This is a genomic window from Streptomyces sp. NPDC090119, assembly GCF_044747085.1.
Classification (GTDB): domain Bacteria; phylum Actinomycetota; class Actinomycetes; order Streptomycetales; family Streptomycetaceae; genus Streptomyces.
In genome coordinates this window covers 802,824-816,220 of sequence record NZ_JBIVDK010000004.1, presented here as the reverse complement: position 1 = coordinate 816,220, position 13,397 = coordinate 802,824, and the positions used below count along the sequence as shown (strand labels likewise).

The following is a 13,397-nucleotide window of genomic DNA, read 5'->3' as shown; positions in this document are numbered from 1 at the left end:
CGAAGTTCAGGTAGCCCTTCGTCGGACCGGTCAGGTTCAGATCGCGGGCCTCGTAGGGCGACGTGACGCTCCAATGCGGGGGGGGGGGGGGGGGCTGGGCGGCCGGGGCGCGGCCGCGGGGAACGGAGAGGTCAGCCGACGCGGTGTTCCGGGCGCAGGACCAAGCCGCGGTTGAAGAACTGCGCGGTGCCGTCCGGCCCGAGTCCGAGTCCGAGTCCGAGGGCGCGGGCGTGGGCGTGGGCGCCGGTGAAGACCGGCTCCGGGACCGGTGCCGAGATGCCCGGGGGGGTGTGGATTGCGTCACCCGGGATCTTCGGCGAGGCCTACCCGCAGGGCATCGCGGGCACCGGTGAGCAGCACGCCCACCCCGATCCGCACACCCCACCACCGACAACCCGCCCGGCCGGAGCCAGAACGTGACCGGCCGGACCAGGGCGTCCGGTACTCCGGGCGCCTGCCGTCCGCAGCCCACGCCCGGGCCGCCCCCAGCGGGCTCGTCCGGCACGGAGGCGGAACGGAGCGGAGCGAGGCGGGGTGAGGCGGGGCGGGGTGAGGCGGGGCGGGGTGAGCAGGCGTCTGAAGTCGTACCGCCCATGGCATGCAGGCCAGTCGAGGAGAAAAGGAGTCGTCATGACCGGACAGCAGCAGCGGGAGCACACCGGACAGGGCCAGGAGCACGAGTGGCCCGGCTTGACGGTCCATGAGGCGGACCCGGCGGCCGTGGAGGCCGACTTCTACCACGTACGCGAGACCGTCGGGCCCGAGGACCAGGAACTGCTGGCGACGGTGCGGGACTGGGCGGCCAAGAACCTCGCCCCCATCGCCGACACCTACTGGGAACGCGGCGAGTTCCCCCACGAACTGATCCCCCAGCTGCCCGGACTCGGCATCGCCGGACTCCAGTTCACCGGCTACGGCGCCCCCGGGCGAGGTGCGCTGGTGGCCGGGCTGGTGAGCATGGAACTCTCCCGCGTCGACCCCTCGTTCGCCACCTTCCACGGCGTGCACTCCGGTCTCGGCATCGCCTCCATCATGGAATGCGGCTCCGAGGAGCAGAAACAGCGGTGGATACCGGAAATGCTGCGCTGGGAACGGCTCGCCGCGTTCGCGCTGACCGAGCCGGATGTGGGCTCCGGCACCTCCCGCGGCCTGACCACCACCGCCCGCCGCGAGGGCGACACCTGGATACTGAACGGCCGCAAGAAATGGATCGGCAACGCCACCTTCGCCGACCTGATCATCGTCTGGGCCAAGGACGAAGCCGACGGCGAAGTCAAGGGCTTCGTCGTCCAGCAAGGCGCCGACGGCTTCACCCCGCACCGCATCGACGGCAAGCTCTCACTGCGCACCGTGCAGAACGCCGAGATCGAACTACGCGACGTACGCGTACCGGAAACGGACCGTCTCCAGGAAGCCCACTCCTTCAAGGACACCGCGAAGATCCTGCGCTCCACCCGGCTCGGCGTCTCCTGGAACGCGGTGGGCTGCGCCATGGGCGCCTACGAAACCGCCCGCACCTACACCCTGCAACGCGAACAGTTCGGCAAACCCATCGCCGCGTTCCAACTCGTCCAGGACCAACTCGCCCGCATGCTCGCCGACATCACCGCCTGCCAGACCATGAACGTACGCGCCGCCCAGCTCCAGGACACCGGCACACTCACCGACCAGCAGGCATCCATGGCGAAAATGTTCAGCACCACCCGCACCCGCGAAGTCGTCGCCCACGCCCGCGAACTCCTCGGCGGCAACGGCATCCTCCTCGACCACGACGTCGCCCGCTACTGGGCCGATGCTGAAGCCCTCTACTCCTACGAAGGCACCCGCGACATGAACTCCCTCATCATCGGCCGCGCCGCAACCGGAATCAGCGCCTTCACCTAACCAACACCCCCACCCACACCCCCGCCCGACCAACACCCCCACCTACGGCGCCCCCCACCAGACCAACAGGGACAGACCAGCCACCCCGGAAAACCCCGCTAAGCACGGAGCCCCGGCCCGGCAGGCCCCACCGGGCACGGCAGGAGGCAGGCCAGGAGACCGGGAAACAGCCCCAACCCCCAAGGAAGTGAACGACGGGCGACCAGGCAGGACAGGCGAGGAGACAGGCAGCCCACAGGCGGGAGGCAGGCCGGCGGAAGGCGGGCGACCGACGGCCAGGAGGTGGGAGGTGGGCGGCGGAAGGTGAGCGGCGGCCGGGAGACACACGACCCACGGGCCCGGCCGCCATACCGACCACCGGGCCCGCAGCAACACCGAAACGGCTCCCGCCATCCACGAGATGGTTACGCACAGCACCCCAGCCGGGTCTCCGCACCCGGTCTCCGCACAGCACGACAGACACCAGGCCGTCAGGCCGCTTTCAAGGGCGAGTAACGCCCAGGCGTTCCCAGAGGCCGCACAGGTGCGCGTGGAGGACTTCCTCGGCCTGCTGTGCGGTCAGGTGACCGATGAGTACGTGGGTGGTGAGGCCGTCGGTGAGGGCGAGCAGGGTGCGGGCCTCGTCCGGCGGGGAAGGCGGTGATGGGGTGTCTTCGCCGGGCGGGGCGATGGCGGCGGCCTCGGTGATGAGGTCGGCGAGGAGGGTCTGCAGGGCCGCATAGCTGGTTCGCAGCGGGCCCCCCAGCGGTTCGCTGACCGCGGCCTGGGCGACGAAGGCGAGCCAGACCCGGGCCTCGGCACGGTGTTCATCGCGCAGCAGGGCGACCTCGCTCACCGTGTGGCCCACGGCGGTCGCGGCCGACCGGTCCGGGCCCGCGGCCAGACGGGCTCGGACCCGTTCGGTGATGCGGTCACCGACGTGGCCGACGGCGAAGAGGAGCATCTCCCCCTTGCTGCGGAAGCAGCGCTGGACCGCGCCCAGGGAGACCTGCGCGCGGGCGGCGACGTCGCGCATGCTCACTCCCTGGGGCCCGTGTTCGTCGGCGAGGAGACAGACGGCCTCGGCGATCCGGCGGCGCCGCCCGTCGTAGTCCACCTGCTGAGGCATACAGACCCGCCCTCCCCCACTCTGTCCCTGTCCCCGTCCGGGTTCCGATACGATCGTATCGGAACCCGGTGGGGTTGTGGTTCCGGCACGTCGGCGTGGGGTGAGGGGAGAGGCGATGGCCAGGCAGGACGCCCTGTGGGCGATGACGGCCGCCGCGCAGGCGGCGGCGGTGCGGGACGGAGAGATATCGGCGCTCGAACTGGTCGACAGCCACCTGGCACGCATCGCCGCAATCAACCCGCGGGTCAACGCCATCACGCAGCTGACCGCCGAGCAGGCCCGTGAGGCCGCGGCGCACACCGACCGGCGGCGGGCAGCGGGCGAAGAGCTCGGGCCGCTGGCCGGTGTGCCGTTCACCGTGAAGGAGACCACCGCGATCGAGGGTGTGCCGACCACGCTCGGGCTGGCCCGCTTCCGGGACCTGGTGGCTGAGACGGACGCTCCCCCCGTGGCCCGGCTCCGCGCGGCGGGAGCCGTCCCCGTCGGCCACAGCAACATGCCCACCCTGGTCCTGGCCGGGATGCACACCCGCAGCGAACTGTTCGGCGACACCGTCAACCCGTGGGACAGCAGCCGGACCCCGGGCGGCAGCAGCGGCGGTGACGCGGTGGCCGTCGCCACCGGCATGGCCGCGCTCGGACTGGGCAACGACTCGGGCGGATCCGTACGGATTCCTGCCGCGTTCTGCGGCGTGAGCGGGCTGAAGCCCACCACCGGCCGGTTCCCCGCCGACCACCGCGTCCTGGGTCCCGACGACCCGGGACCGGCCTCCCAGATGCTGGTCACCGACGGCCCCCTGGCCCGTACGGTCGCCGACCTGCGGCTGGCCTACGAGACGCTGGCCGGGACCGACCCGAGAGACCCGCGGGCCGTACCCGTCCCCCTGTACGGTCAGCCGCTGCCCGGGCCGGTCAGGGTCGCGGTGGTCGCCGACCCCGGCGGCCGCGGGGTACACCCCGCGGTCCGCAAGGCCGTCGCGGCGGCGGCCGACGCGCTGCGCGAGGCGGGGTACGACGTGCGGGAGGTCGCGGACGTGCCGCGGCTGGACGAGGCGCTCGAGGCGTACGGCCGGATCACCATGACCGAGTTCGCACCGGCCTGGCCGGCGGTACGGGCACTGCTCGGCGACGGCGCGGCCCGTTATGTCCAGATGGGCATGGCCAGGACGCCGCCCGCCGACGCCGCGGAACTCACCCGCCTGATGGGTACCTGGCTCGGCATCCGCCGCTCCTGGGCGCAGTTCCTCGACACCCACCCGCTGCTGCTCGGGCCGGTGTTCACCGAGCCGCCCGTCGAACCGGGACTGGAATCCCGCGACGAAACCGGGCGGGAACGGGTCACCGACGGCATGCGCCTGTGCACGGTCACCAGCTTCGTCGGCGTACCCGCCGTCGCCGTCCCCGCGGGAACCCGCGACGGGCTGCCCTGCGGCGTCCAGGTCATCGCACGCCCGTTCCGGGAAGACCTGTGCCTGGCCGCAGCCCAGGAGATCGAGGACCGTCTCGGCGTACTCACCCCGATCGACCCCCGCCCCCACGTCCCGGACGCCGCCAGGTAGGCGGGGCCACGGCAGCGGGCCGCGCTGCCGTCACGGCAGTTCCGGCACCGGTGGACGGCAAGGGGTGACCGCTTCCGGGAACTCACCGGACCAGGAGGGGCAACGGTGTGTGGGGGCTGGGGGGTGCTCGGGAGAGAACCGGGGCAGCTAGCCAGTGCCATCTGAAGAGGGGGATGCGGTGGGGGCGCCAGGCGGGGAGCCGAAGGCGCGCGCTGTCAAAGAGTGGCGGAACGTCTACGACCTGCTGGACGCCGTGCGGCAGCGGCCGAACGCATGGGTGCGTGACGGCTCGCTGCAAGAACTGGCGGTGATGATGTCCGGCTACCACCTCGCTCTCCAGGTCCACGATGCCGATGAGGAGTTCGCGTTCGGCCGGGGAAGCGGAGGGGTCGCCTCCTGGCTCAGCAGGACCCGCGGATGGTCGACGGCCACAGGATGGGACGCCGCGATCATGGAGAACCTTCCCGGTGAACCCCCGCTCGTCGCCTTCTTCCGGCTCGTGGACGCATACCGGGAGGCCGCAGACCAACCCGACTTGTGAACTCTCGCAGCAGGGTGCCCGGTCAAGCTGTCAGGGCGGGTTGGGGTTCGTGGAAGACGCCGTCGCGGACCACCGCGAAGAAGGCCAGCAGGCGCTGCCGCGGGCCCAGGAAGTCGCCGATGAACCAGTCCAGTTCGTGGGGCACACGGCCAAGGTGGTCCGCCGTGTACGGGGCGTTCAACCTGGCAGGGGGTAGTGACCGTCCTCACCCGTGATCCCGCGCCCCTGGCGGGGCCGTGACCTGAGAAACGCTGATACGGCATGACCCCGACTGCTGTCTGCTCCTCCCGCACGCCATGGACATCGCACAGGAGGAAGTGCAGGACCACGCGCCCGTGACGTTCACCGGCACCGGCACGGCCACCCCCCTTCTACCCGCGCGGCACGGTGGCTGAAGCGCGACGCACGCATGGATGTACACGTCCTGGACACCGCCTTGGTGGACTTCCACGGCGAGAACGAGCCCGACGGGCCCCGGCTCCGCCTCACCTTCGGCGACGACGAACGGAAAGGCCGACCGACCGGACACCGGGCACACCGGAAACAGGCCCGCCCAGGGGCGCTGAGCCCGCACCGCAGAGAAGCTCAGAACGGGGGCTCGTCGTGCCGGACGGCCGCCGGTGCGGATGAGCGGGGGACGGCCTGGTGGAGGACGGCCACCGCCTCCCCCACACGCCCGAGGGTGATCAGGTGGGCGGCGAGGTCGTGGGAGTTGGCCGGGGAGTGCTCTTCGAGGACGGCGACGGCCTCCTCGGTCCGTCCGGCGGCGGCCAGCAGCCCGGCGATGTGCGGCGCCGCATACGTGGTGGAGCCCTCGGGGTGGGCCCGGGCCCGCTCGAGGGCCTCATCGACGCGGCCGCAGGCGGCCATCAACGGCAGCCGTATCCAGAACAGGTCCCAGTCCTCCTCCCCGCCGCGCCGGGCGGCCAGCGCATCGAGATGGGCCAGGCCGTCCCCGGGACGGTCCAGGTCCAGGCACAGAGTGCTCCACGCATAAAGAATCCAGTCGTCGCCGCTGTGGGCGTCGCACAGCGCGCGCATGACATCGACCGCCTCCCCACCCCGGCCCTGCCGTGCCAGCAGCCGGGCGAGGAACTCCATCGCGCCGGGCCCGTGCGCAGCCCCTTCGCCGGTCTGCCGGAACACCGCGATCGCACCCTCCACGTCACCGCGCTCCTCCAACAGCTCCGCCAGTCTCCACGCCGCAAGCCCCAGGCCGTCGACGGCAGCGTAGGCACGCAGTTCAGCGATCCGTCCGTGCCGGGCGAGCAGGTCGGCGAGCTGGTCACGGCCATTGAGCGGGCTGCTGCCACACGTGCGCAGCAGGGCGATCGCCTCATCGACACGGCCCTGGCGCTCGCGGACCGTGGCGAGCAGGCCGATCGCCAGATCAGGGTCCAGGGCGCGGCAGCACCACGGAGAATCACACCGGTGCCCGGCCGGAACCCGGGCCGCGAGCAGGGCGGCGGCCTCCTCGTCCCGGTCCGCGGTCGCGGACACATCGACCAGAGCCCTCGCGAGCGGCCACTCGTCGATGTGCGGCCGCAGCAGGGTGAACGCCTCATCGGCGCGGCCGTGGCGGGCGAGCAGCCGGGCATGGAACTCCAGCGCCGCCGGGTGCCCCGCCTCCAGCCGGACGCCGGTCAGCGCGATCGCCTCCCCTGCCCGGCCCCACCCCTCCAACAGCTCCGCCGTGGTCTCGACCGCCGGCCACCAGCCGGTCGCGAGATACGGGCCGAGCAGCGCCAGCGCCTCGGCCTGCCGGCCCCGCTCCCCGAGCAGCCGCGCCCACTCCCGCGCACAGAACCACTCCCCACGCCCCGCCCAGGACTCCACCACCCCGGCATGACCGAGAGCGAGCAACCGGGCCACCAGGTGTGGAGGAATACAACCCGCCTGCGTCCGGACCCGGCGATCAAGATCAACGACATCCACGAGGAGGCACCCTAACCCCCCAGCACCCGGCATACAGCAACGACCACGAACGGCGACGCCCACCGGACCGCGTAGCGGCGGCGCACCGGGCATGCCGGAATGTGCAGGGGCACAGCGGGTGCACGGGGCGGGATGCGTCCGCGGTCGGGCAGGTGGTATCCGTTGGCGTTGGCGCAGTCGCGGATGGTGCGTGTGCTGACGGATGTCCGGCCGAGTGCGGCGGGTGTGCTGCTTTCGAGCGTCGACGGGGTGAAGGCGGGGGCGCGGTCGAGTAGATCCGCGGGGAACATGGGGACGCTCGTGGTTCCGCTGAGGACGCTGACGAGGAACTCGGTCAAGGAGCCGTCGTAGGTGAACCAGGGTGCGCGCAGGGTCTCGTTGACGGCGACGGTCCACTCGTCCGGGGTGTCGGCGGGCTGGGTGACCCAGAAGAGGTAGTCCCCGTTGCCGGTGACTCCCATGGCGGACAGCTTCTCCAGTGGATGCGACAGCGGCCAGCGGTGCCGGGCGGTCTGCCGGACCTCCTCGATCTGCCCGCGCAGACGCAGCGAGTCCTGGACCTGTGACCAGTCGGGCGCAGGAGGGACGGCCGCAGGGGGCGGGCACAACGCGGTCAACGCGGTGAGAGGGGTCATCGGTCTCCTCGGTGATCAAGGGCGGCGTGGCGGGCGCGGCTCAAGATGGCCGGGGTAGTCGAGAAACGTTTCCTCGTCGAACAGAAGGTCCCCGTCACGGTCCTTCTTCGTACTGAACACCCCCACCTGGATTGTCCTGGGAGGAAAACCGGCATCGCCGTCCGCGCCTGGCAGGCGCCAGGTGACGGACCCCCTCCGAGAGGCCGCACCGGCGCCGACCTGCCGGGTGAGGTTCGTCGCGCGCGCTGCCCGGGCTCACCGGCCCTGGACGACCGCCTTGCGTTCGTCCTCCGTGAGCGGGGCGCCTGTCAGGAAGGGGCGCCGGGGGCCGAAGAGCATCGGGATCAGCATGCCCAGAGAGAACAGTCGGGTCGCCGGGCGGGACAGGCTCATCACGTCCAGGAGTGCGGCCAGGGCGCGGGGGTTGCGGGCACCGGTGGCCACCGCACGGTCCACGAACGCGGCCAGCGCCCGCTCCACCCGGGTGGGGGGCTGGTCGCTGGCGCCCGGGTAGAAGATGTCCTGGCCGATGGCCAGGTCCCAGGCCGCCGCTACCGGACGGGTCACCGCCTTCTGCAGGCGGCGTGCGCTGCCCGGCCGGGTGAGACCGGTGGTGGCCGCGTGCTCGCGCAGGGCGAGCGCACTCTGCGCGGCGACCGTGATGCCATGGCCGTAGACGGGGTTGTAGCCCGCGACCGCGTCGCCGATGACGGTGAAGCCGTCCGGCCAGCGGCGCAGCTTCTCGAAGTAGCGGCGGCGGTTGGCGGTGCTGCGGGTGGTGACGACCGCCGTGAGGGGCTCGGCGTCCCGGATCAGCTCACCGATGACCGGATCGCCCAGACCGAGCGCGAAGTCGGTGAACGCGTCGGGGTCGGCGGTGGGTTCACCACCCCGGGTGCCGGAGAGGGTGACGATCCAACGGCCGTTCTCCACCGGCAGGATGATGCCTCCCCGGCCCGGCGGCACCGCCGGGTTGGCCTGCACGTTCACCAGAGGGAAGTCCTCGGCCGAGGCCCGGAAGACGCGGGTGGCGTAGGCCACGCCCGCGTCCACTTCACGCTCCGCCACCGTGGGAAGACCCAGCCCCTCCAGCCACACCGGGGCGCGCGAGCCCCGGCCCGTGGCATCGACGACGAGGTCGGCGTCCAGGCGCTCCTCCTCCCCGTCCGGGGTGCGTACGTGGAGACCGGTGACGCGGGCGGCGTCTCCCGCCAGGCGGGCAGCGGTCGTGGTCTGGCGCAGCGTGATGCGCGGGTCGGCCAGGACGCGTTCGCGGGTCACCGCGTCCAGCAGATCGCGGGAGCACACCAGGTTGCGGTGCGGGGTGGACGTGAAACGGCGGAACCAGATCTCGTTCGGGGCGCGCGAGACCATGTCCCCCATGATGTGCACGAGGCGCGCCCCACGGGAGACGAGATCCTCGGTCAGCCCCGGCAGCAGCGCGCCCAGCGCCGTGACACCCCCGGTCCACACCAGATGGGCGTGGCGGGCCTGAGGAACGCCGCGACGCGGTTCCGGACCGGCGGGGAGGGTGTCGCGCTCGATCAGGGTGACCTCGGCATGGTCGGCGAGAGCCGCCGCGGCCAGCAGGCCGCTCATACCGGCGCCGATCACGATCACGGTGGGACGGGCAACGTCGTCAGACATGAGCTCGCGTTTCAGAAGGAGCCACCCGCACACGGATGGACTCGACGACCCGCGCCCGGTGCAGTGCGCGGGAAATGGCCTCGATGTCACTCTCACCGGAACCGATACGCCGAAGAGCGTCCGCCCCGGCCGAGCCGGTCGTCCCCGCCTGCGGGGGCCACGCGGCGAGCGCGGCCCGTACAGTGACCGCGCCCGCGATGCCCCGGGCCGAACGCTCCGCGTGCCCGGCCGCGCGAGCAGCGTCGAAGGCACGCAGCCACAAGGCGGCATCCAGGACGGGGGCGAGGCGGAGCAGACCGTCGTGAATGCGCTGCTGACGCTGAAGCAGCCGCAGGTCCAGCGGCGCGAACACACCCACACGGGCATCCGCCACGGAAGGACCCACCCCCCGCAGAACCTGCTCCAGACGACGCAGGCGCCGGAAGCTGATCTGGTCGCCGGTCCACTTCTGCAGGAAGGGCCCACCCTGGGGGAGGATGAAGCCGACAGCCACGAGACTGGCATCGAGGATCGCGAAGGGCGGCGCCACCTTCGTGGACAGCCAGTCGAGGTCATGGCCGCTCCACCGGGCGCCGATGGCGGTGAACTTGGCGATGTCGAAGACGAGTCCGAAGGCGTAACCGGCCTGGAGGAAGACCAGCCCCGCCTTCAGCCAGGCACTGCGGACCTTCGAGATCCAGGTCCAGATCAGGTAGGCGGCGACGAGGGCGGAGACCATGTGCGCGGTGAGGTAGAGCAGGATGTGCTCGCGCATCCACGGCTCGGTGGCGTAGTAGGTGTCCAGGTCGTAGATGCGCTCGTCGGGGACGTCGGCGAGGAGGAACGTGGCCCACAGGGCGGCGATGATGCCGCTGTACAGCAGCCAGATACGGCGGATCACACGGGACCGCCGCGGTGAGGGCCGCTCCCGCCACGTGACGACCATCGCCAGACAGGAACCGCAGAACGCGGTGAGCAGGGAGTACACCCAGGCCCCCGCCAGGTTGGGTATCCCGGTCACCGTGTTGACGCGGTGGATGACGGCCGGCGGAACCGACACGAACACCGCCGCCGCCAGGAGCAGCAGCAGGGTCGTCGCCCTTACGTCGCTGTCCTGCCACGCCCGCAGGAACGTCGGCGCCTTCAGCACGAGCGCCACCGTCAGGAGCAGAGCGGGCAGAAGGTAGGGAATGTGCAGACTGCTCAGGCTCATCGGGCCGGTCCCCCGCCCCGGTTGAGCAGCGAGAGCCGGATACGGCCTTCCAGCGTCGCGGGGTCGACAGGACCCTGCGCATGACGGCCGGGAATCCACCTGCGGGCCTCACGGCCGAAGAGCAGACCGAAGGTCTCGGCGTCCTGCTCGTGCTGGTCCGGGGAATCGGCCCGCGCGGCGACGGCGAGCAGCGTCTCACGGGGAACGTCACCCCGGGCGAGGATCTCCTCCGCCGCCCGCCGGACGGCGTCGGCCGGGTACGCCGGACCGAGGGCACGGGCAGCCGCCGCGGGCAGGCCGGGAACGTGGTGGCCGCACTCCCCCTGCTCCTCGTGCCAGAGCTCGTGGCCCAGGATGACCAACTGCGACTCGGGCGGGGTGCGTTCCTCGACCACGATGATCGAGCGGTCCCCGCAGTCCAGCCGCATGCCGGAGACCGGGATGTCCTCGGGGAAGGCCCGGAGGACCAGATCGATCCGTCGGCCGCGGCGCTCACTCATCGCCTGACAGAACGCGTCCATCACCACACGCGGTGCGGCCGGAGGCTCCAGATTCCGCGCCACCGAGGCCCCTAACCTCCCCAGCAACGACTTCATGGCCCTGCTCACCGCTCCCCGCTCCCGCCCTCGGCCTCGGGCACGACCGACCGGAAAACACCCTCCAGCAGGCGCTCCAGCTGGCGGCGGGGCACCGAGCCGTGCATCCGCAGGTCCGTGGAGCGGACGCCGTACTGGTCCATCAGCGCGACCACCGGGTCGTTCTCGATGTCGTCCAGGATCTTCCGCAGTTCGCGGCTGAGCGTTTCATCGGCCGGGAGGGTGAAGAACGCCTCTCCTTCCACGCCGAAGAACCGCACCAGGGCGTGCAGCAGTTCGACGTTCGGCACCTTCTTGCCGTCACACACCGAGCGCGCCCACATCTCCGACACACCGAGTTCGTCGTGCAGTTCGGCGGCGAGGTCCGCCATGCGCCGCTTCGTGGCTGCCAGGCGCGCCGCGGCGAGGGTGCTGACACGGGCCCGAACCCGGTCGTTGACGGTCTCGTCCGCGGGCTTTCCACCGGCGAGGAGGGACCGGACCGTCTGCGCCGGGAGAGCCGTTCTGCGCGCCAGCTCCTCGGGATCGAGGAGCTCGTCCCGGTCGAGCCCGTGCTTGCCGATCAGTGCGTCGAGCCGGGCGAGCGACTCGGCCAGCGGGACTGGTTCCACCGATGTGCTCCAGGGGTGTGTGATCCACATGTCTGTGGTGCACATGCCACCCTACTCGGCGCCCACCCGCCACTCAACGATCGTTTACGAACTCCAACTCTTCGTTGACACCCGGCGGTTGCCCGTAGCACCATCAGGAACAGCGGGAGCGGTCGGTTTTGCCCGACCCGACCCCGAGACCGCCTCCGCGGCGCCCGGACCACGGTCCACGGGCCCGGTCGGAGGCACCGGTGGAGGTCGGCCGTGCGCCCCGAACGCGCGGTCGGCCTCCGCTCATGACCGACCGCGAGCACGCTTGTTCGGCGGCCCTCGGTAGGCTGGGGGCATGGACATGTGGGGGCGCAAAGTCAGATTCACAGCGGTGTCGGCGATGATCGTGCTGACCCTGACCGGGTTCTCGTCGGGCCGTCACGGGAGCAGCGGCCATCACGGTGGCGGCGGAGGCGGTTGCAGCAACTCCAGCCAGGACCACGACAGTTCATCGGGATCGGACTCATCGGTGTCCGACGTCGACGGCTCGTCCAGCGGCGACTCGTACGACGACGCGTACGGCGGCGGCCCGTACGGTGATTCGCCCAGCAGCGCCTACAGCCTCGGAGCGAGCACCGACGGCAGCGAGGGCGGGACGCAGCGCTCGCGGCCTGGCCGGCGTTCCACCTCCACGGCGTCCCCCGGCGGTACCGCCCGGTCCCTGAAGGACGGCACCGCCGTGCTCGTCAAGTGCGCGACCACGGACGCCCCGTACGCAACCGTCGAGGTCAGGAATCCGAACGGGCGCGAGGGCGTGTTCACCGTGCGGATCAACTTCCAGGACGACCATGGCCGCACCGTGAGCGACGGCTCCGACGAGGTGTCGGTGCCCGCGCAGGAGAAGGCGACGGTCCTGGTGCTCGTCAGCAATATGGACCGCGTGCGCGAGATCGATCACTGCGAGGTGGACCCCAAGGCCACAGCCGACCGGTGACCGGCCGCGCGGCCGTCATGACGGCGGCGCGGCTCACGCGGCCGGGTGGACCGGCGGGTTGTCCGCCGGACCGGCGGCGGGTGCCGGGTCGCCGCCCCGCAGGGCGTCCCGCATGGTGCGGAGGCGGTGGGTCTGGCGGTTGCTGTTCCAGATCATCCACCCCAGGAAGACCACGCCGAAGACGGCCAGGCCTACGGTCCGCCAGGGACTGGCCGTGAGCCCGGTCAGGACGGTGACCGCGGCGAAGAGGAGCGCGAGGAAGACGAGCGCCGGCACCCGGTGCCGGGTCTGGTGCAGGCGCCGTTCGACGATCTCCCGCATGATTCGGCGGTCGTCGGGGTCGGAGGGCGTCTCGCCCGCGCGCAGCCGCTGTTCCACGCGGACCAGCCGGTCCATCGAGCCCCCGGCGGCTCGCTGCTCCTTGCGACGCCTGGACAGCATGAAGCCGACACCGGCGGCGGAGTACAGGCAGGCCCGCACCACGGTCGCCACAGGATTCCCCCCGAACAGCACCCAGGTCACCGCGCTCGCCACGATCACACCGAGGACGATCGGCGCCCATACGTGTCTGATGAAGTAGTCGTTGATCCGCCCCATACCCAGCCTCCCTGGCCCCTTCCCCTCCGCAGCCCGGCGCTTCCCGGCTCCGGCCGCTGCGGCTGAGCCTCCCCCATACCCCCGCGATACGGAAACAGACGGCAACTTCCGTTCTGACAGCGGGAATTC

13 protein-coding genes are annotated in these 13,397 nt (G+C 71.6%); 4 read left to right on the top strand and 9 right to left on the bottom strand.

Going from position 1 to position 13,397, the window contains the following annotated elements; translation table 11 throughout:
* The first annotated feature begins 630 nt into the window (after positions 1–630).
* Positions 631–1,884 (top strand): acyl-CoA dehydrogenase family protein, encoded by a 1,254-nt coding sequence (locus ACIPPM_RS21405; protein ID WP_401450071.1) that lies wholly within the window; start codon positions 631–633, stop codon positions 1,882–1,884.
* Positions 1,885–2,365: 481 nt separating this feature from the next.
* Here the strand turns inward: ACIPPM_RS21405 and ACIPPM_RS21400 are convergent, their stop codons facing one another.
* A complete protein-coding gene (locus tag ACIPPM_RS21400) occupies positions 2,366–2,992 on the bottom strand; it encodes a TetR/AcrR family transcriptional regulator (RefSeq protein WP_401450069.1) in 627 nt (208 codons plus the stop codon).
* Positions 2,993–3,107: 115 nt separating this feature from the next.
* Between ACIPPM_RS21400 and ACIPPM_RS21395 the strand changes: the two genes are divergently transcribed.
* Positions 3,108–4,550 (top strand): amidase, encoded by a 1,443-nt coding sequence (locus tag ACIPPM_RS21395; protein ID WP_401450067.1) that lies wholly within the window; start codon positions 3,108–3,110, stop codon positions 4,548–4,550.
* A 154-nt stretch (positions 4,551–4,704) separates the two neighbouring features.
* The gene (locus ACIPPM_RS21390) at positions 4,705–5,091 is read left to right on the top strand and encodes a hypothetical protein (protein ID WP_401450064.1); all 387 of its coding nucleotides are present in this window, start codon (positions 4,705–4,707) and stop codon (positions 5,089–5,091) included.
* Positions 5,092–5,113: 22 nt separating this feature from the next.
* On the opposite strand, the gene ACIPPM_RS21385 is transcribed toward ACIPPM_RS21390, so the two are convergent.
* The 7 genes from ACIPPM_RS21385 to ACIPPM_RS21355 form a co-directional block, all read right to left on the bottom strand.
* The gene (locus ACIPPM_RS21385) at positions 5,114–5,236 is read right to left on the bottom strand and encodes a hypothetical protein (protein ID WP_401450061.1); all 123 of its coding nucleotides are present in this window, start codon (positions 5,234–5,236) and stop codon (positions 5,114–5,116) included.
* 440 nt (positions 5,237–5,676) lie between these two features.
* Positions 5,677–6,963 (bottom strand): tetratricopeptide repeat protein, encoded by a 1,287-nt coding sequence (locus ACIPPM_RS21380; RefSeq protein ID WP_401450059.1) that lies wholly within the window; start codon positions 6,961–6,963, stop codon positions 5,677–5,679.
* A gap of 74 nt (positions 6,964–7,037) precedes the next feature.
* Positions 7,038–7,661 carry a hypothetical protein gene (locus ACIPPM_RS21375; RefSeq protein ID WP_401450056.1) on the bottom strand — a complete coding sequence of 208 codons (624 nt, stop codon included), beginning with the start codon at positions 7,659–7,661 and terminating at the stop codon, positions 7,038–7,040.
* Between the two features lie 255 nt (positions 7,662–7,916).
* Positions 7,917–9,308, bottom strand: coding sequence for an NAD(P)/FAD-dependent oxidoreductase (locus ACIPPM_RS21370; protein ID WP_401450054.1), 1,392 nt, complete (start codon positions 9,306–9,308; stop codon positions 7,917–7,919).
* Positions 9,301–10,500, bottom strand: coding sequence for a DUF6545 domain-containing protein (locus tag ACIPPM_RS21365; protein WP_401450051.1), 1,200 nt, complete (start codon positions 10,498–10,500; stop codon positions 9,301–9,303). The genes ACIPPM_RS21370 and ACIPPM_RS21365 overlap by 8 nt, the downstream gene beginning before the upstream one ends.
* Entirely contained in the window at positions 10,497–11,096 is a 600-nt protein-coding gene (locus tag ACIPPM_RS21360) for a toxin (RefSeq protein ID WP_401450165.1), read from the bottom strand. The genes ACIPPM_RS21365 and ACIPPM_RS21360 overlap by 4 nt, the downstream gene beginning before the upstream one ends.
* Before the next feature lie 8 nt (positions 11,097–11,104).
* Positions 11,105–11,707, bottom strand: a complete 603-nt coding sequence (locus tag ACIPPM_RS21355) for a hypothetical protein (RefSeq protein ID WP_401450048.1) — start codon at positions 11,705–11,707, stop codon at positions 11,105–11,107.
* A gap of 499 nt (positions 11,708–12,206) precedes the next feature.
* On the opposite strand from ACIPPM_RS21355, the gene ACIPPM_RS21350 reads away from it, so the two are divergent.
* Complete coding sequence (locus ACIPPM_RS21350) at positions 12,207–12,671, top strand: hypothetical protein (RefSeq protein WP_401450046.1); 465 nt, start codon at positions 12,207–12,209, stop codon at positions 12,669–12,671.
* A gap of 33 nt (positions 12,672–12,704) precedes the next feature.
* Here the strand turns inward: ACIPPM_RS21350 and ACIPPM_RS21345 are convergent, their stop codons facing one another.
* A complete protein-coding gene (locus tag ACIPPM_RS21345) occupies positions 12,705–13,268 on the bottom strand; it encodes a hypothetical protein (RefSeq protein WP_401450043.1) in 564 nt (187 codons plus the stop codon).
* Positions 13,269–13,397: the final 129 nt, after the last annotated feature.

What these genes read in the sequence shown, in the direction of transcription:
- ACIPPM_RS21405 (WP_401450071.1), top strand. Translation starts at nt 631, where the DNA reads ATGACCGGACAGCAGCAGCGGGAGCACACCGGACAGGGCCAGGAGCAC.
- ACIPPM_RS21400 (WP_401450069.1), bottom strand. Translation starts at nt 2,992, where the DNA reads ATGCCTCAGCAGGTGGACTACGACGGGCGGCGCCGCCGGATCGCCGAG.
- ACIPPM_RS21395 (WP_401450067.1), top strand. Translation starts at nt 3,108, where the DNA reads ATGGCCAGGCAGGACGCCCTGTGGGCGATGACGGCCGCCGCGCAGGCG.
- ACIPPM_RS21375 (WP_401450056.1), bottom strand. Translation starts at nt 7,661, where the DNA reads ATGACCCCTCTCACCGCGTTGACCGCGTTGTGCCCGCCCCCTGCGGCC.
- ACIPPM_RS21370 (WP_401450054.1), bottom strand. Translation starts at nt 9,308, where the DNA reads ATGTCTGACGACGTTGCCCGTCCCACCGTGATCGTGATCGGCGCCGGT.
- ACIPPM_RS21365 (WP_401450051.1), bottom strand. Translation starts at nt 10,500, where the DNA reads ATGAGCCTGAGCAGTCTGCACATTCCCTACCTTCTGCCCGCTCTGCTC.
- ACIPPM_RS21360 (WP_401450165.1), bottom strand. Translation starts at nt 11,096, where the DNA reads ATGAAGTCGTTGCTGGGGAGGTTAGGGGCCTCGGTGGCGCGGAATCTG.
- ACIPPM_RS21345 (WP_401450043.1), bottom strand. Translation starts at nt 13,268, where the DNA reads ATGGGGCGGATCAACGACTACTTCATCAGACACGTATGGGCGCCGATC.